The organism is Leclercia sp. TB492 (assembly GCF_049974505.2).
Lineage (GTDB): Bacteria > Pseudomonadota > Gammaproteobacteria > Enterobacterales > Enterobacteriaceae > Enterobacter > Enterobacter adecarboxylatus_C.
In genome coordinates, this window is record NZ_CM127572.1 from 4,596,169 (window position 1) to 4,613,688 (window position 17,520).

The following is a 17,520-nucleotide window of genomic DNA, read 5'->3' on the forward strand; positions in this document are numbered from 1 at the left end:
AAATCATTGCGGAGCGTAGTTTACCCTGGAGTCGCATCCTTTTGACAAGCCAGCCAGATATCGTTTTAATCGTGACAGTAACATTCAGAGACTTTATTGATGAAGATGTGGTTTCACCTTATTTGGCTGGGTTTAACACTGTCGTGCGCGAGCGTTTCTCTGCGCGCTGCCGAGACCTCCGCACCTGCCACTGCCCCCTACGTGATGCCGGGCGCGCCGTCGTTTGATCAATCCATTAGCCTGTTCCGCGAGGCCTTCAACAGCGCTAACCCTGGCCTGTCGCTGAATGAGTTTCGCGCCATCGATGGCACCCGCGATACCCCCAACCTGACCCGTGCCGCCAGCAAGATTAACGAGAATCTGTACGCCTCAACGGCGCTGGAGCGTGGAACGCTCAAAATTAAGAGTATGCAGATTACCTGGTTGCCGATTCAGGGGCCGGAGCAAAAGGCCGCCAAAGCCAAAGCGCTGGAGTATATGAGCGCCATTTTACGGGCGTTCACCCCGGCGTTAACCAAATCACAAAGCCAGCAAAGGCTGCAAAAGCTGCTGGCTGCCGGTAAAAACAAACGTTATTACGCCGAAACGGAAGGCGCGGTTCGCTATGTGGTGGCAGATAACGGCGAAAAGGGGCTGACCTTCGCTGTTGAACCGATTAAGCTGGCGTTATCTGAGACCCTCGGCGGGGCGAATTAATGACAAAAAGCAAAGCCTTTCGAGGGAAAATCTCTATACTGATTCACAGACCATGCTGCCCAGCCGGGTGGCCATATTCCTTAATTCGCTCTTGAGCGTGGAGAATTGAAATGCGACATCCTTTAGTGATGGGTAACTGGAAACTGAACGGCAGCCGCCACATGGTAAACGAGCTGGTAGCTAACCTGCGTAAAGAGCTGGCTGGCGTGACTGGCTGTGCTGTTGCGATCGCTCCGCCGGACATGTACCTGGATATGGCTAAACACGCCGCTGACGGCAGCCACATCGTTCTGGGTGCGCAGAACGTTGACGTTAACCTGTCTGGCGCGTTCACCGGTGAAACCTCCGCTGAAATGCTGAAAGATATCGGCGCAAAATACATCATCATCGGCCACTCTGAGCGTCGTACCTACCACAAAGAGTCCGACGAATTCATCGCTAAAAAATTCGCGGTACTGAAAGAGCAGGGTCTGATCCCGGTTCTGTGCATCGGTGAAACCGAAGCTGAAAACGAAGCGGGCAAAACTGAAGAAGTGTGCGCACGCCAGATCGACGCAGTGTTGACCACTCAGGGCGCGAGCGCGTTCGAAGGCGCGGTCATTGCTTACGAGCCAGTATGGGCGATCGGTACCGGCAAATCTGCAACCCCAGCTCAGGCTCAGGCGGTTCACAAATTCATCCGTGACCATATTGCTAAAGCAGACGCGAAAGTGGCTGAGCAAGTAATCATCCAGTACGGCGGTTCCGTAAACGCAGCGAACGCAGCAGAGCTGTTCACCCAGCCGGACATCGACGGCGCGCTGGTTGGCGGCGCATCCCTGAAAGCAGACGCTTTCGCGGTGATCGTTAAAGCAGCAGAAGCGGCTAAACAGGCGTAAAAAACCTTTGCGGCGGGTGGCGCTTCGCTAACCCGCCCTACGGTTCTCCAGGCCCGGTAAGCGCCAGCGCCACCGGGCTTTTTTACAGCCGTCCCAGGATACTAAACCACAGATAATCCAGCGGCAGCAGCACCAGATAGGTTGCCACCGCTAGCGCCAGGCAGAGCAGCATCCCCGCCCGCGCAGGCACTCTTCCCAGCCCCATCGCCACCACTATCGGCGACGCCTGATACGGCAGCAGCGGCGTGGAGTATCCCAGCACCTGAATCATAATCACCGACAATAACGGGAAGCCGGTGGCGTCCGAGAAGCTTTGCGCCAGAGTGGTATACAGCGCCGGAACACCGTTGGCGGTCATGATAAAATTCAGCGCGGTAGTGATGCCGGTTAACGCCAGGAAACTGGTGAAGGGTGCGTCGGCATCCAACGGCATCACCCGCATCAGCGCCTCGCCCACGGCACTGCCGATCCCGGTCTGCGTCACGGTGATCGCCAGCCCGAGAATGCCCGCCACGTAAATACAGGTGCGCATGTTCACCCCGGCCGAGAACTCCTCCCCGGTGATAAAACCGATCCGCGGCAGCATCACCACCAGCGATGCCGCAAGCCCGGTCCATGCCGGGCCGATACCGTGCCAGCTCTCCGTCACCCACATCACCAGCACTACCGCCAGCAGCCAGGCGAGGCGCTTTTCATCACGGCCCATGGGCTCCGGCGGAGACAGATCTTTCGCCGGTTTGGGGACGCCGGGAAACAGCCAGCAGATCAGGCCGATCAGAATCAGGCCCTTGAGAATGCCCAGCACCGGAGTGTGCAGCAGCAGGTACGGAACATAGTTGAGATGAATACCGTACGATCCTTCCGCCGCCCCGCTCATTACCAGATTAGGTACGTTAGCCGGGAGGATAGTGGCCGATAGCTGGAAGGTGCCAAACCCCACCGCCAGCGCCAGGCCAAACCACGCCCGGGAGCCATCGGCAATGCCCGCCCGCTTCGCCATCGCCGCCACAATCGGCATCAGCAGCGCGATGCGCCCCATGTTGGAGGGCATCACAAACGCCAGCGCATAGGTAAGCAGCACGACGCTGGCCACCATCAGCGGCCAGGAGTCGGTCAGCCTGGACGACAACGCCCGCGCGGCTCTGTCCGCCAGCCCGGTTTTACGGATCGCCACGCCCAGCACAAACCCGCTGAACACCAGCCAGAATGCCGACGAGGCAAACCCGCCGAATATTACCTCCGGCGGCGCAATTTTGGCGATCATCGCTGCGGTAAAGAACAGCAGCGCGGTGAGGAATTCCGGCAGCAGCGAGGTCGCCCACAGGATGATGGTGACGACGATAATCAGCGAGGGCAGAAACAGCGGGTGAGTGATCCAAAGCGACATGCCTGTCTCCTGTAGAATTTTTCAGCAAGTCTACGGCGGCAGGCAGCGGGAGTAAACGCTATTTATGGTGGGGTCAATTCAGGATATGACATTGATGATCCTGTAATTCCTCAGCGGAGGCCAGGTTGAACGTCAGCAGATTGCGCTCGGTCGCCAGCAGGACAAAAGAGCCGTCCGCCTGCTGCGCCATCGCCAGCGCAAAGCGTCCCATATGGTCGCGCGCTTCCGGCAGCTCTTCTGCCAGCATCATAAACGGGCTGCGTTTCACCAGCTCCGCTTCCGTTACCCGACGCGCCAGATATTCGTGCCCTTCCAGCCCACCGGGAAACGGCAGCCATTGGGTGCTGATTTGCCCCTGATGAGTATTGAGCTTCTCGCGCACGTCCGGCCGCAGGCACGAGATATGGATATGAAAATGATTTTGCGTACGGCCCGTTGGGGAGTTAATGGTCAGGGAAATGGCGCTGTCAGGCACTTTGGTACCCCGCTTCATGCTCATAAAGTTGCGCGACTGCCACGCCAGCCAGAAGAAGTTCGGCGTATAGGCCTCAGTCAGAAGCGGGCTTTCGGTGCCGTTGATGCGGTACGTTGGCATCAGAAGATATTGCAGGGGGCCGTTGCGGTCTTTGAATACCACATATCCCGCATCCCTCTTCACCAGGACACAGGGCGCCGGGTTACGGTTTTGCATCTGACTGGGTACACACTGGTCGAGAACGATATGCCGTAATGCGTTTGGGTTACCCGACTTCATCCAGAACCAGCCCCCCGTAGCAAGCGCGATGAGGATCAGTACCAGCACAATTATTTTTTTCACAACGCGTTCCCTGTATCCGGTTGAACCAAAAGAGTAACGCACTTTGATGACAAACAAAAAAGCCCGGCAGTATGATTCTGCCGGGCTTTTTAAACGCTATGGGTGATTAACGTTTGCTGATCTGATCGAAGGTGCCGCCATTCGAGAAGTGATCTTTCTGCGCTTTGGTCCAGCCGCCAAACTCTTCATCGATAGTGAACAGCTTCAGTTTCGGGAATTCGTTCTCATACTTCTTCGCCACCGCTTCATCACGTGGACGATAGAAATTCTTCGCGGCGATCTCCTGACCTTCCGGGGTGTAAAGGTACTTCAGGTAGGCTTCCGCCACGGCCTGGGTGCCTTTCTTATCCGCCACTTTGTCGACCACAGAGACGGTCGGCTCAGCCAGAATCGATTCGCTTGGGGTCACGATTTCAAACTTGTCTTTACCCAGCTCGTTGGTCGCCAGCAGCGCTTCGTTTTCCCATGCAATCAGCACATCGCCAATGCCGCGTTCAACAAAGGTGTTGGTTGCGCCACGCGCGCCGGAGTCCAGCACTTCAACGTTTTTAAACAGCGATTTCACGAAGTCCTGGGCTTTGGCCTGATCGCCATTGTTGTGGTGCAGGGCGTAGCCCCAGGCTGCAAGATAGTTCCAGCGCGCGCCGCCGGAGCTTTTCGGGTTCGGGGTAATCACGGAAACGCCCGGCTTAATCAGGTCGTTCCAGTCGTGGATCTGTTTCGGGTTGCCTTTACGCACCAGGAAAACGATGGTGGAGGTGTATGGCGCAGAGTTGTCTGGCAGACGTTTGATCCAGTTTTTATCGATACGACCGCGTTCCGCAATGGCGTCCACGTCGTACGCCAGCGCCAGAGTCACGACATCGGCTTCAATACCGTTAATCACCGAGGTCGCCTGCTTGCCGGAGCCGCCGTGCGACTGACGGATCACCACGTTATCGCCGGTTTCCTGTTTCCAGTGTGCGGCAAACGCTTTGTTGTACTGTTCGTACAGTTCACGTGTCGGATCGTAAGACACGTTCAGTAACTGGATATCCTTTGCCAGAACGCTGGTCGATGCCAGCAATAAAGTTAACCCCACGCCCCACTTGTTCATCGTCCCACTCTCTTAATGTTGTGTTTGATGAATGCAGCGTGCCAGAAAGGAAACCAATGATTAAAGAATAAAAAAAGATTGGCTATAACTTCAGGGAATAAAAAGCGGTATTGTGCACACAAAAAAGCCCGGTGGCGCTTCGCTTACCGGGCCTACGCACCCTGCTTTTGTAGACCGGGTAAGGCGTAGCCGCCACCCGGCAACAATCTGCTGATTAGTACAGTTTTTTCGCGCAGTCCAGCCAGTCACCTTTGAACGGACGCTTCATGTTTTCGATAGCGTCGATGATGTCATGGTGAACCAGTTTTTCGTTCTGAATGCCGACGCAACGACCGCCGAAGCCCTGCTGCAGCAGTTCAATCGCGTACGCACCCATACGGGAGGCCAGGATACGGTCGTAAGGACCCGGGGAGCCGCCGCGCTGGATGTGGCCGAGAACGGTGGCGCGGGTTTCGCGTTTGGTTTCGGTTTCGATGTACTTCGCCAGCTCGTCAACGTCGCAGATGTGCTCGGTGATGGCTACGATGGCGTGTTTCTTACCTTTCGCGATACCGGCTTTGATTTCCGCAACCAGGTCTTCACGGCTGAATTCCACTTCCGGAACCACGACAAACTCACAGCCACCGGCAATCGCCGCGGCCAGAGTCAGGTCGCCACAGTAGCGGCCCATTACTTCAACGATAGAGATACGCTGGTGAGAAGAAGAGGTGTCGCGCAGGCGGTCAATCGCTTCAACCACGGTGCCCAGGGCAGTGAAGTAGCCGATGGTGTAGTCGGTACCTTTGATGTCATTGTCGATGGTGCCAGGCAGACCGATGCACGGGAAGCCCATTTCGGTCAAACGTTTGGCGCCCATATAGGAACCGTCACCACCGATAACGACCAGCGCGTCGAGGCCGCGTTTTTTCATGTTTTCGATAGCCACTTCACGGATGCGGTCATCGCGGAATTCCGGGAAACGAGCGGAACCCAGGAAGGTACCGCCGCGGTTAATCATGTCGGACACGCTGTAGCGGTCGAGCTGCACCATGCGATCTTCATACAGGCCCAGATAACCGTCATAGATACCAAAAACTTCCAGACCTTCCGTCAACGCAGCACGAACTACACCACGAATTGCTGCGTTCATGCCGGGCGCATCACCGCCGCTTGTCAACACACCGATTTTCTTAATCATGACTACCTCTGAACTTAGGAATGCAAAAATGAAATCTGTTGCCGGAAGACTTCTGACGACCAACGAATACTGCAAATAGTATATCAATCACTTCCAGCTGAATTGATTCAGGTCAGGCCATATGGCGGTTATTTTTCCACAAAATGCTGGCCCGGTTCACTTTTTTACAACGAATTACGAAAGCTCAAAATGTCCATTGCCTGGCTTAGGTACGACTGAACAGGGATCCTGGTGAATAATGACGTCTGACCCCGGGAAACGCTGCAAAATCGCCTGCTCAACCTGCTCAGCCACCAGATGTGCCTGAACCAGCGGCAGGTTATCTTCCATTTCTAAATGAATCTGAATAAAGCGGGTCGGCCCTGACTGCCGCGTGCGAAGATCGTGAGCGCCGCTGACGCCGGGCCAGGAGGTCACAATTTCGAAGATTTCATGCCGTTCTGCGTCTGGCAAGGCGCGATCGAGAAGCGATTGCACCGCATCGTACCCCATGCGCAACGCACTGTATAAAATATAAAAGCCAATCCCTAACGCAAATAGCGCATCGGCCCGATGCCAGCCATACCAGGCCAGACCGAGCGCAATCAGGATCGCGCCGTTCATCATAACATCAGACTGATAATGAAGCATATCGGCCCGTACCGCCTGACTTTGCGTTTTGCGCACAACCCAGCGTTGGAACGTTACCAGAATCAATGTGCTAATAAGTGCAATAACCGTGACGACAACGCCCACGCCCGGATCTTTCATCGGTGACGGGGTATACAGATGCTGAATACCGGTCAAAAAGAGGAACAGCGCCGAACCGGAAATAAACATGCTTTGTGCCAGCGCCGCCAGCGACTCGGCTTTGCCGTGACCAAAGGTATGCTCTTCATCCGCCGGCTGCAGCGAGTAACGCACCACCCACAGGTTAGTGAGCGAAGCGGCAATATCCACCAGCGAATCGACCAGCGCCGCCAGAATACTGACTGAACCGGTATACCACCACGCAAAAATTTTAATCACTAACAGGCACGACGCCATGATCGTCGCAGCCAATGCGGCCCGGCTTACCAGCCGCCCATAGGATTGATTCATAAACACTCCTGTCATGCTATGCCGCTAGTATAACGGATGCAGAGGAGTCATTAAGATGAATAAACGGTTACTACGTTTGAATGACGGGCAAAAAAAACCCCCTCATCATGAGGGGGAAGACAGGGATGGTGTCTATGGCAAGGAAAACAGGGTCTACTGGTTACTACGGGTATTGCTACTAAAAAGCGTCGATTCAGCGTTCTTTTGCATCCGTGCAACCTCACGCAACTGATCCATACGTTGCTGGTGTTTCTGGTTCAAAACCGCTTGCTGCTCGGGCGTTAGCAGGTGGAACATCTGGTTGCGGACTTTAGCCATTTCGACCTGTCGGGCAACCTGCTCCTGCGCCATTTTGTCTGCCTGAGCGCGCACAGCGTTTTCGTCAAAATTTTCTGCGGTGACAAGGCGATGCATTGTCTCCATTTCGCTAACATTAACAGGGGGCTGGTCATGTCGAGCCCGCTGCATCAGATCTCGCATCTGTTGACGCTGATGTTCGGTTAAACTTATGCCGTCGAACATATGGCCCTGGCCACTCTGCTGCGCGATGCCCTCTGCTGAAGGACGGTTATCGCCGGTGATGACTCCAGCAGCCTGGCTAAATGCACTAAACGCCAGCGTTGAGGCCATGACGGCAGCGGTAACTTTGCGCATCACTTACTCCCAAAATCTTTCGTGTCGCGATTCAACGAGAACCAGTCTACGATTCAGGCTGCAAACATGCGTCAGGGGGTGTAAAACAACGTAAAGTCATGGATTAGAGAGCCTTGATGACGTAATTTCTGCCTCGGAGGTATTTAAACAATGAATAAAATCCTGTTAGTTGATGATGACCGAGAGCTGACATCCCTTTTAAAGGAGTTGCTCGACATGGAAGGCTTTGACGTGTCGGTGGCCCATGACGGGGAGCAGGCGCTGAGTCAACTCGACGATAGCATCGACTTGCTTTTGCTCGACGTCATGATGCCGAAGAAGAACGGTATCGACACCCTTAAAGAGCTGCGCCAGACTCACCAGACCCCTGTAATTATGCTGACCGCGCGCGGCAGCGAACTCGATCGCGTGCTGGGCCTTGAGCTGGGTGCCGATGACTATCTGCCTAAGCCGTTTAACGACCGGGAGCTGGTGGCACGTATTCGGGCGATCCTGCGTCGTTCCCACTGGAGCGAGCAGCAGCAGAACACCGACAACGGTTCGCCAACCCTTGAAGTGGACTCCCTGAGCCTCAACCCGGGCCGCCAGGAGGCCAGTTTCGACGGCCAGGCGCTGGAGCTGACCGGCACCGAATTCACCCTGCTTTATCTGCTGGCGCAGCATCTGGGCCAGGTGGTATCGCGTGAACATCTGAGCCAGGAAGTGCTGGGTAAGCGCCTGACCCCGTTCGACCGTGCCATTGATATGCACATCTCCAACCTGCGCCGCAAATTACCGGAGCGCAAGGATGGTCACCCGTGGTTTAAAACCCTGCGCGGACGCGGCTATCTGATGGTGTCCGCTTCATGATAGGCAGCTTAACCGCCCGCATCTTCGCCATCTTCTGGCTGACGCTGGCACTGGTGTTAATGCTGGTTTTGATGTTACCCAAACTCGACTCACGCCAGATGACGGAGCTCCTCGACAGCGAGCAACGTCAGGGTGTGATGATCGAGCAGCACGTAGAAGCAGAGCTGGCCATCGATCCGCCCAATGATTTGATGTGGTGGCGCAGGCTGTTTCGCGCTATCGAAAAATGGGCGCCGCCGGGGCAACGCCTGCTGCTGGTCACCAGCGAAGGCCGCGTAATCGGTGCCGATCGCAATGAAATGCAGATCATCCGCAACTTCATTGGCCAGGCGGATAACGCCGATCATCCGCAAAAGAAAAAATATGGTCGGGTAGAGATGGTGGGGCCGTTCTCCGTCAATGACGGGGAAGATAACTACCAGCTCTATCTGATTCGTCCGGCGAGCAACTCCCAGTCCGACTTTATCAACCTGCTGTTTGACCGCCCGCTGCTGCTCTTAATCGTCACTATGCTGGTGAGTTCACCGCTGCTGCTGTGGCTGGCGTGGAGCCTGGCGAAACCGGCGCGTAAGTTGAAAAACGCCGCGGATGAAGTGGCGCAGGGTAACCTGCGGCAGCACCCGGAACTGGAAGCCGGGCCGCAGGAGTTCCTGGCGGCGGGTGCCAGCTTCAACCAGATGGTGACGGCGCTGGAGCGGATGATGACCACACAGCAGCGTCTGCTCTCTGATATCTCCCACGAACTGCGCACTCCGCTGACGCGTCTGCAACTGGGCACCGCCCTGCTGCGCCGCCGCGGCGGAGAGAGCAAAGAGCTGGAGCGTATCGAAACGGAAGCGCATCGTCTGGACAGCATGATCAATGACCTGCTGGTGATGTCTCGCAATCAGCAGAAAAACGCGCTGGTGAGCGAAACGGTGAAAGCTAACCACCTGTGGCATGAGGTGCTGGATAACGCGGCATTCGAAGCCGAGCAGATGGGGAAATCCTTCACGGTTAACTTCCCACCGGGGCCATGGCCGCTGTACGGTAACCCCAATACGCTGGAAAGCGCGCTGGAAAATATTGTACGTAACGCCCTGCGCTACTCGCATACCAAAATCGAGGTGGCGTTCTCGGTGGATAAAGACGGTATCACCATCAACGTCGATGACGATGGTCCTGGCGTGAGCCCGGAAGATCGCGAGCAGATTTTCCGTCCGTTCTATCGTACCGATGAGGCACGCGACAGGGAATCTGGCGGTACCGGGCTGGGCCTGGCGATTGTCGAAACCGCCATTCAGCAGCACCGCGGCTGGGTGAAAGCCGACGACAGCCCGCTGGGCGGATTACGGTTAACGCTCTGGTTGCCGTTGTACAAACGATCGTAGCTATTGTGCCGGGTGGCGGCTTCGCCTTACCCGGCCTACCTTCCCCATAATCTCCGGGAATTATCCTCGATCTTGTTGCTAATTCGCCGCTTCTGCATGGTTCTTGTCCAGCTGGTCGATAGCCCCGCCGCCGACAGCAGGCGGCGGTACTGGTCATCGTCAAAGGGCATGTGCCAGGCGATGGCGCAGGCGTCATGCACCGACACATCGCTCAGGCGGGAGACCAACGTCAGCGGCGCATCAGCCGAAACCTGCCCTGCCAGTACCACGCGATAGAGCCAGCCGGTTTTCGCTGCGTTCTGTAACTGCGTGGCCATGTCGTTAATGCCGAAATGGAAGTTGAGTTTGAAGCACGGGGAGCGCGGCTGGGTCACCTGGATCAGGGCGTCGCCCCAGCGAAAGATATCCCCGATAAAGACGTTCTTCTCCGTCAGCCCCTCAGTGGAGAGGTTTTCGCCGAACGCCGGCGCGACAAAAAGCCCGGCCTGGGCAGGATATTCGCTCGCCCAGTGCTGATAATGCTCGCGTGGATAGTGGCACAGCGCCCGATCCGGCCCGCCGTGGATTTTCTTCTCCGCTTGCTCATCTCCCGTCAGACCCAGTTCGGTTAACGTCAGTTCTCCGTCAACCTGCAGTTTGGCAATCGCGCTCGGGCGGCTACCGTCATAGTCCCTTATTTTTCCGGTGAATACATTAACGGGATAGTTCATCGCGGCTCCTTGTGCAGATTGTGGGTATAAAAAAAGCGAGTCATCAGACTCGCTTCTCACAGGCGGCTTTGCAACCTTATTTTTTAGCGGCGAAACGTGCTGCTGCTTCGTCCCAGTTCACCACGTCCCAGAAGGCTTTGATGTAGTCCGGGCGACGGTTCTGGAATTTCAGGTAGTAAGCGTGTTCCCACACGTCCAGGCCCACGATTGGGAAGCCAGACGCGCCAGAAATTGCTTCGCCCATCAGCGGGGAATCCTGGTTCGCGGTAGAAACCACAGCCAGTTTGTCGCCTTTCAGTACCAGCCACGCCCAGCCAGAGCCGAAACGGGTCGCAGCGGCTTTTTCAAACTCAGCTTTGAAGTTATCAACGGAGCCGAAGTCGCGCTCGATAGCGGCTTTCAGGTCACCCTGCAGGGTGGTGCCGGTTTTCAGGCCTTTCCAGAAGAAGCTGTGGTTAGCGTGGCCGCCAGCGTTGTTACGCAGTACGGTTTTCTTGTCAGCTGGCAGTTGATCCAGTTTGGTGATCAGCTCTTCAGCAGGCAGGCTGGCGAACTCTGGCAGGCTTTCCAGCGCCGCGTTGGCGTTGTTAACGTAAGTCTGGTGGTGTTTGGTGTGATGGATCTCCATCGTCTGCTTGTCGAAATGCGGCTCAAGGGCGTCGTAAGCGTACGGCAGGGATGGCAGGGTATAGCTCATAATCATCTCCATTATAGTCGGGCGGCAAACGTGTTAATGCCGCGTAAGCAGTTGGTTCATTATAGTTAATTAAATGATATTGAAAATGTTTATCAATGCCGTAGTTTTAATAAGGTTATTCAGTTTTGATAAATAACGAATTTGTGAGTCTGCTCACGCGGTTAACGCGTTGATTGCCATTCAAAACGAAGGTGCGGCAACCTACCGAAGGTACCCAAACCGCCTAATTTTTACACTCATCAAGTCGGCGGGAAGCTACTGACTATAAAAACGATGAGGATGTAAAAATGAATCATGTGATTACGATGGGTATTTTCTGGCATTTGATAGGCGCGGCCAGTGCAGCCTGTTTCTATGCCCCGTTTAAAAAGGTTAAAGGCTGGTCATGGGAAACCATGTGGTCCGTTGGCGGTACCGTGTCATGGCTGATTTTACCCTGGACCATTAGCGCCATGCTGCTTCCGGATTTCTGGGGTTACTTCTCTTCCTTCAGCGCCTCCACCCTGCTGCCGGTGTTTCTGTTTGGTGCCATGTGGGGCATCGGCAACATCAACTACGGCCTGACCATGCGCTACCTTGGCATGTCGATGGGTATCGGCATCGCGATCGGCATTACGCTGATTGTCGGCACCCTGATGACGCCGATCCTCAACGGCAACTTCGACGTGCTGATCAACACCGAAGGCGGCCGTATGACGCTGTTGGGGGTGCTGGTGGCGGTGATCGGCGTGGGTATTGTCACCCGCGCAGGTCAGTTGAAAGAGCGCAAAATGGGCATCAAGGCAGAGGACTTCAACCTGAAGAAAGGCCTGGTGCTGGCGGTCATGTGCGGCATCTTCTCAGCGGGGATGTCGTTTGCGATGAACGCCGCCAAACCGATGCATGAAGCCGCAGCCGCGCTGGGGGTCGATCCGCTGTACGTCGCTCTGCCAAGCTACGTGGTGATCATGGGCGGCGGCGCGCTGGTTAACCTCGGCGTCTGCTTTATTCGTCTGGCAAAAGTGAAGGATCTGTCAGTAAAAGCGGATTTCTCGCTGGCAAAATCGCTGCTCGTCACCAACGTGCTGCTCTCGGCGCTCGGCGGCCTGATGTGGTATCTACAGTTTTTCTTCTACGCCTGGGGCCACGCCAGTATTCCGGCGCAGTATGACTACATGAGCTGGATGCTGCACATGAGCTTCTACGTGCTCTGCGGCGGGCTGGTGGGCTTGATCCTGAAGGAGTGGAACAACGCCGGGCGTCGTCCGGTGGGCGTGCTGAGCCTGGGCTGCGTGGTGATTATTATCGCGGCCAACATTGTCGGCCTCGGCATGGCGAACTGATTACGCGGCCTTTCGACTGCGATGACGCCACTGTACCGGCGTCATCGCTACCTCCCGGTTAAACACCACCGAAAAGTAATTACTGTCCTCAAAGCCACAGCGCATCGCCACTTCGCTGACCATCAGCTCCGTGTGTTGCAGCAGATACTGGGCGTGGCAGATGCGCAGCTGGCGCAAATAGTGGTTTACCGTCATCCCGGTCTGGGAGCGGAACTGCTGGCGCAGGGCTCGCTCGCTGCACTGCTCCTGCTCACAAAATTTCTCCAGCACGAAGCTTTTGTTCAGGCTGCCCGCCAGGGTGGTGATCAGCTTATCGAGCAGGGCTTCCTGGGCAGTGGCTAAGGGGTTATCGGTGGCGTAACGATGGCGATTAAGGGTCATTACCAGTTGGGCGAAGAGCAGCTCCGCCATCTGGTTAGCAACAGGATCGCTTTTCTGGCTCTCCTGCTCCAGCTGGGAGATCACCTGACGCACCTGAGTCATGCCGTTGCTGCTTAAGCGCCAGTGCGGCGTGCTCTTTGCTTCATTAAAACGGGGGATATTGGCGGCCCAGTCGACGTTGAGTTTCAGCCTTTCCGGGCAGTAAATGACGTTCTGCAATACCAGGTCGTTCACTGAGGCGTAGGAGTGTTTATCTTCGGCGCGGATGTAGAACAGATCCCCGCGGGTAATGCGGTAGGGCCGATCGTTGAGAACGTGCAAGCCGTTGCCGCGCCAGACCAGCACCAGTTCACAGAACTCATGGGTGTGCTCAGCAAAGACGTTTTGCGGATAGCGATCCGCCACCGCGACGGCCTGGCCTGCGGAGGTAAAAAAATCATCTTTACGGAGAATTAACTGAGCAACCACACCATCACCTCAACGGCCAATAACCTGACATTATTAGCCTTTTTGCGGTGAAAAACGGTGACTGCCTTCGCGTTACTGAAGTGAGGCGTCCTTGCCGTGGCGTATGTCTCGCGGCGACCAGTTAAACTCGCGACGAAAAAGCGTCGAAAAGTGGTTACTGTCGCCGAAACCGCAGCGATAGGCGATATCCGTCACGCTTTCGTCGGTATGGCGCAGCAGGTGACGGGCTTTGATTAAACGCAGCCGGTTGAGATAGCGCTGGGGCGTCAGGCCGGTGTGCTGCTTAAGCTGGCGATGCAGGGTGCGCAGCGACAGGGAAAAATCATCCGCCAGCGTTTCCCAGCAGACATCCTCAGCAAAGTGATCTTCCAGCCAGGCCATCAGCTGGTTTAACCGCGCGTCGTTATTGTCCAGCCCTTCCACCAGGCTACTGCGGCGCAGCAGCACCAGTAGCTGCATAAACAACAGCTCGCGGGTGGCAATGGCGTGCGTTTCCTGACCGTCTTCGCTCTTCTCCATCTGGCTTACCAGCTGACGCACCTGCTGGAGCGTGGATTGATTCACCCGCCAGTGTGACGGATAGTGCCCGTCCTTTTCCTGCGGCAGCAGCTGGTTCAGCCCGGAGAGAAACTGGAACGCGTCCGGGGAGCGGTAGAGCACATTGGTCAGGCACAGGTTGTCGGTATGTTCATACAGGTGCCTGTCATGGTCGCGCACAAAGCACACCGTGCCGCCGCTGATGGTGTACGGCTGGCCGTTAAATACGTGAATGCCCGTACCGTGCTCAACGATAACAATCTCATGAAAATCATGATGATGTTCTGGAAACGCTGCCTGAGGGAGCCGTGGCTCAATCGCGACAGGCGAACCTCCCGCAGGAAAAAAATCCACGCTGTGTAGTACGGTCATAACGGCCCCCACCAATGAGAAATGTTCTCAAAATAGTAATTAAGGCTCTCCGGACTCACCTTAAATTTTCGGCAGCAAACCTCGCAAAAGCTGTCTGTTTTTCAAGAAACAGGCGGAAAGATCAGGAAATGCGGTAACCATCACATTGCCCACAAACCCCGCCATTACTGGAAACTGTGAACTTCCTCACGTTCATCTTTGCTTTCTTGCCAGCCGCAGATTTCGTCTGTCAGTGGCGAGAAGGTGGCTTTTTCTTCCCTTTCTTACACTCATCGCCAATGACTTAAAGAAGGACCCGACCATGACTTTTCGCCATTGTGTGGCAGTCGATTTAGGCGCATCCAGCGGCCGCGTCATGCTGGCCACCTGGGACTGTAACCAGCGCACGCTTTCGCTTCGTGAAATGCACCGTTTTGCTAACTGCCTGCAAAAGCAGGATGGCTTCGATACCTGGGATATTGACGCTCTGGAGACGGAGATCCGTACCGGCCTGGCCAACGTCTGCAATGAAGGCATTCTCATTGACAGCATTGGCATTGATACCTGGGGCGTTGACTACGTGCTGCTTAACCGCCACGGCGAGCGCGTCGGCCTGCCAGTCTCCTATCGTGATAACCGTACCGATGGCGTGATGGCGCATGCTATTGCCCAGCTTGGCAAAGAGACCATTTACGGGCGCAGCGGCATCCAGTTCCTGCCCTTTAACACGCTGTACCAGCTGCGCGCGCTGGTTGAGCAACAGCCGGACCTGGCCGCCAGCGTGGCGCACGCGCTGCTGATCCCGGACTATTTCAGCTATCGCCTGACCGGCAACATGAACTGGGAATATACCAACGCGACCACCACCCAACTGGTTAATATCAACTCGGATAACTGGGATGAAAAGCTGCTGAACTGGACCGGCGCCTCGCCCGCCTGGTTTGGCACACCAACCCATCCGGGTAATGTGATCGGTCAGTGGCTTTGCCCGCAGGGCAATCACATTCCGGTGGTCGCGGTGGCAAGCCACGATACTGCCAGCGCGGTCATCGCCTCTCCGCTTGCCAGTAAAGACGCCGCCTATCTCTCCTCCGGCACCTGGTCGCTGATGGGCTTTGAGAGCAAGACTCCGTACACCAGCGATGCGGCAATGGCGGCGAACATCACCAATGAAGGCGGCGCCGAAGGCCGCTACCGGGTGCTGAAAAACATCATGGGCCTGTGGCTGCTGCAGCGGGTGCTGAAAGAGCAAAACATTACCGACCTGCCTGCGCTGATCGCCGAGACCGAAAAGCTGACGGCCTGCACGTTCCTGATCAACCCAAACGACGACCGCTTTATCAATCCGGCGCACATGAGCGCTGAGATCCAGGCCGCTTGCTTCGAGGCCGGACACCCGGTTCCTTCCCGCCCGGCCGAACTGGCGCGCTGCATTTTCGACAGCCTTGCCCTGCTGTATGCCGACATTCTGCACGAACTGGCTGACCTGCGCGGTAAGCCATTCAGCCAGCTGCATATCGTGGGCGGCGGTTGCCAGAACGCGCTGCTCAACCAGCTTTGTGCCGATGCCTGCGGTATTACCGTAGTGGCGGGCCCGGTCGAGGCCTCTACCCTCGGCAATATCGGCATTCAGCTGATGACCCTGGACGAGCTGACCAACGTGGACGATTTCCGTTCGGTGGTATCCGCGAATTACGGCCTGACCACCTTCACACCCAATCCCTGCCATGAAATTGCCCGCTACCGGGCGCAGTTTCAGCAAAAACGACTGACTAAGGAGCTTTGCGCATGACCACTCAACTTGAACAAGCCTGGGAACTGGCTAAACAGCGTTTCGCCGCCGTGGGCGTGGATGTCGAGGAGGCTCTGCGTCAGCTCGACCGTCTGCCCGTCTCTATGCACTGCTGGCAGGGCGATGACGTCGCCGGTTTTGAGAATCCGGGCGGCGCGCTGACCGGCGGTATTCAGGCCACCGGTAACTATCCGGGCAAGGCGCGTAACGCCGCCGAACTGCGGGCCGATCTGGAGCTGGCCCTGAGCCTGATCCCGGGGCCAAAACGCCTGAACCTGCACGCCATCTATCTGGAGTCCGACACGCCGGTCGATCGCAACGCCATCAAGCCGGAACATTTTAAGAACTGGGTCGAGTGGGCCAAAGCCAACAAGCTGGGGCTCGATTTTAACCCCTCCTGCTTCTCGCATCCCCTGAGCGCCGACGGCTTTACCCTCGCCCATGCCGATGACGAGATCCGTCAGTTCTGGATCGACCACGTGAAGGCCAGCCGTCGCGTGTCGGCGTACTTTGGCGAGCAGCTGGGCACCCCGTCGGTGATGAACATCTGGATCCCGGACGGGATGAAAGACATTACCGTTGACCGCCTCGCCCCCCGTCAGCGCCTGCTGGCCGCGCTGGATGAAGCGATCAGCGAAAAGCTGGACCCGGCGCACCACATCGACGCCGTGGAGAGCAAGCTGTTCGGCATTGGCGCCGAGAGCTACACCGTGGGTTCCAACGAGTTCTACATGGGCTACGCCACCAGCCGTCAGACCGCGCTGTGCCTGGATGCGGGACACTTCCATCCCACCGAAGTGATCTCCGACAAAATATCCGCCGCGATGCTGTATGTGCCGCACCTGCTGCTGCACGTCAGCCGTCCGGTGCGCTGGGACAGCGACCACGTGGTGCTGCTGGATGACGAAACCCAGGCCATCGCCAGCGAGATCGTCCGCCATGACCTGTTTGACCGGGTGCATATCGGCCTCGACTTCTTCGACGCCTCCATCAACCGCATCGCGGCCTGGGTTATCGGCACCCGCAACATGAAGAAAGCCCTGCTGCGCGCCCTGCTGGAGCCGACCTCCGAGCTGCGCGCGCTGGAAGCCGCAGGGGATTACACCGCACGTCTGGCACTGCTGGAGGAGCAAAAATCACTGCCGTGGCAGGCGGTATGGGAAATGTACTGCCAGCGCAACGACGCCCCGGCGGGCAGCCAGTGGCTGGATACCGTGCGGGCGTATGAGCAGGACGTATTAGCTAATCGTAAGTAAAG

17 protein-coding genes are annotated in these 17,520 nt (G+C 56.5%); 7 read left to right on the forward strand and 10 right to left on the reverse strand.

The features are described from left to right. Nucleotides 1–99 precede the first annotated feature (99 nt). Nucleotides 100–696: a DUF1454 family protein gene (locus tag ACP4QI_RS21840; protein WP_426495962.1), complete on the forward strand. Its 597-nt coding sequence runs from the start codon at nucleotides 100–102 to the stop codon at nucleotides 694–696. A 110-nt stretch (nucleotides 697–806) separates the two neighbouring features. Next, a complete protein-coding gene (tpiA, locus tag ACP4QI_RS21845) occupies nucleotides 807–1,574 on the forward strand; it encodes a triose-phosphate isomerase (RefSeq protein WP_106995778.1) in 768 nt (255 codons plus the stop codon). Between the two features lie 82 nt (nucleotides 1,575–1,656). On the opposite strand, the gene ACP4QI_RS21850 is transcribed toward tpiA, so the two are convergent. From ACP4QI_RS21850 to cpxP, 6 genes are all read right to left on the reverse strand, one after another. Then, a complete protein-coding gene (locus ACP4QI_RS21850) occupies nucleotides 1,657–2,961 on the reverse strand; it encodes an SLC13 family permease (RefSeq protein WP_426495961.1) in 1,305 nt (434 codons plus the stop codon). 73 nt (nucleotides 2,962–3,034) lie between these two features. After that, nucleotides 3,035–3,778, reverse strand: a complete 744-nt coding sequence (locus ACP4QI_RS21855; RefSeq protein ID WP_285129247.1) for a CDP-diacylglycerol diphosphatase — start codon at nucleotides 3,776–3,778, stop codon at nucleotides 3,035–3,037. Between the two features lie 106 nt (nucleotides 3,779–3,884). Then, nucleotides 3,885–4,874: a sulfate ABC transporter substrate-binding protein gene (locus ACP4QI_RS21860; protein WP_142487576.1), complete on the reverse strand. Its 990-nt coding sequence runs from the start codon at nucleotides 4,872–4,874 to the stop codon at nucleotides 3,885–3,887. A gap of 214 nt (nucleotides 4,875–5,088) precedes the next feature. Continuing rightward, a complete protein-coding gene (gene pfkA, locus ACP4QI_RS21865; RefSeq protein ID WP_142487577.1) occupies nucleotides 5,089–6,051 on the reverse strand; it encodes a 6-phosphofructokinase in 963 nt (320 codons plus the stop codon). 174 nt (nucleotides 6,052–6,225) lie between these two features. Beyond that, complete coding sequence (gene fieF / locus ACP4QI_RS21870) at nucleotides 6,226–7,131, reverse strand: CDF family cation-efflux transporter FieF (protein ID WP_142487578.1); 906 nt, start codon at nucleotides 7,129–7,131, stop codon at nucleotides 6,226–6,228. Nucleotides 7,132–7,284: 153 nt separating this feature from the next. Beyond that, complete coding sequence (gene cpxP / locus ACP4QI_RS21875; protein WP_142487579.1) at nucleotides 7,285–7,785, reverse strand: cell-envelope stress modulator CpxP; 501 nt, start codon at nucleotides 7,783–7,785, stop codon at nucleotides 7,285–7,287. A 150-nt stretch (nucleotides 7,786–7,935) separates the two neighbouring features. Here cpxP and cpxR point away from each other — a divergent pair, with 150 nt between their 5' ends. Then, a complete protein-coding gene (cpxR, locus tag ACP4QI_RS21880) occupies nucleotides 7,936–8,634 on the forward strand; it encodes an envelope stress response regulator transcription factor CpxR (RefSeq protein WP_106995771.1) in 699 nt (232 codons plus the stop codon). Beyond that, nucleotides 8,631–10,004, forward strand: a complete 1,374-nt coding sequence (gene cpxA, locus ACP4QI_RS21885) for an envelope stress sensor histidine kinase CpxA (RefSeq protein ID WP_142487580.1) — start codon at nucleotides 8,631–8,633, stop codon at nucleotides 10,002–10,004. Before cpxR ends, cpxA begins: the two co-directional genes overlap by 4 nt. 35 nt (nucleotides 10,005–10,039) lie before the next feature. Here the strand turns inward: cpxA and yiiM are convergent, their stop codons facing one another. Continuing rightward, nucleotides 10,040–10,714 carry a 6-hydroxyaminopurine reductase gene (yiiM, locus tag ACP4QI_RS21890; RefSeq protein ID WP_142487581.1) on the reverse strand — a complete coding sequence of 225 codons (675 nt, stop codon included), beginning with the start codon at nucleotides 10,712–10,714 and terminating at the stop codon, nucleotides 10,040–10,042. A 76-nt stretch (nucleotides 10,715–10,790) separates the two neighbouring features. Further along, nucleotides 10,791–11,411: a superoxide dismutase [Mn] gene (sodA, locus tag ACP4QI_RS21895; protein ID WP_032615319.1), complete on the reverse strand. Its 621-nt coding sequence runs from the start codon at nucleotides 11,409–11,411 to the stop codon at nucleotides 10,791–10,793. A gap of 287 nt (nucleotides 11,412–11,698) precedes the next feature. Between sodA and rhaT the strand changes: the two genes are divergently transcribed. Continuing rightward, entirely contained in the window at nucleotides 11,699–12,733 is a 1,035-nt protein-coding gene (gene rhaT, locus ACP4QI_RS21900) for an L-rhamnose/proton symporter RhaT (protein ID WP_426495960.1), read from the forward strand. On the opposite strand, the gene rhaR is transcribed toward rhaT, so the two are convergent. Further along, nucleotides 12,734–13,582 (reverse strand): HTH-type transcriptional activator RhaR, encoded by an 849-nt coding sequence (gene rhaR / locus ACP4QI_RS21905; RefSeq protein ID WP_426495959.1) that lies wholly within the window; start codon nucleotides 13,580–13,582, stop codon nucleotides 12,734–12,736. A 72-nt stretch (nucleotides 13,583–13,654) separates the two neighbouring features. Next, entirely contained in the window at nucleotides 13,655–14,491 is an 837-nt protein-coding gene (gene rhaS, locus ACP4QI_RS21910) for an HTH-type transcriptional activator RhaS (protein ID WP_426495958.1), read from the reverse strand. Between the two features lie 301 nt (nucleotides 14,492–14,792). Between rhaS and rhaB the strand changes: the two genes are divergently transcribed. Beyond that, nucleotides 14,793–16,262: a rhamnulokinase gene (gene rhaB / locus ACP4QI_RS21915; RefSeq protein ID WP_426495957.1), complete on the forward strand. Its 1,470-nt coding sequence runs from the start codon at nucleotides 14,793–14,795 to the stop codon at nucleotides 16,260–16,262. Beyond that, nucleotides 16,259–17,518, forward strand: coding sequence for an L-rhamnose isomerase (gene rhaA, locus ACP4QI_RS21920; protein ID WP_156264939.1), 1,260 nt, complete (start codon nucleotides 16,259–16,261; stop codon nucleotides 17,516–17,518). The genes rhaB and rhaA overlap by 4 nt, the downstream gene beginning before the upstream one ends. Nucleotides 17,519–17,520 lie beyond the last annotated feature (2 nt).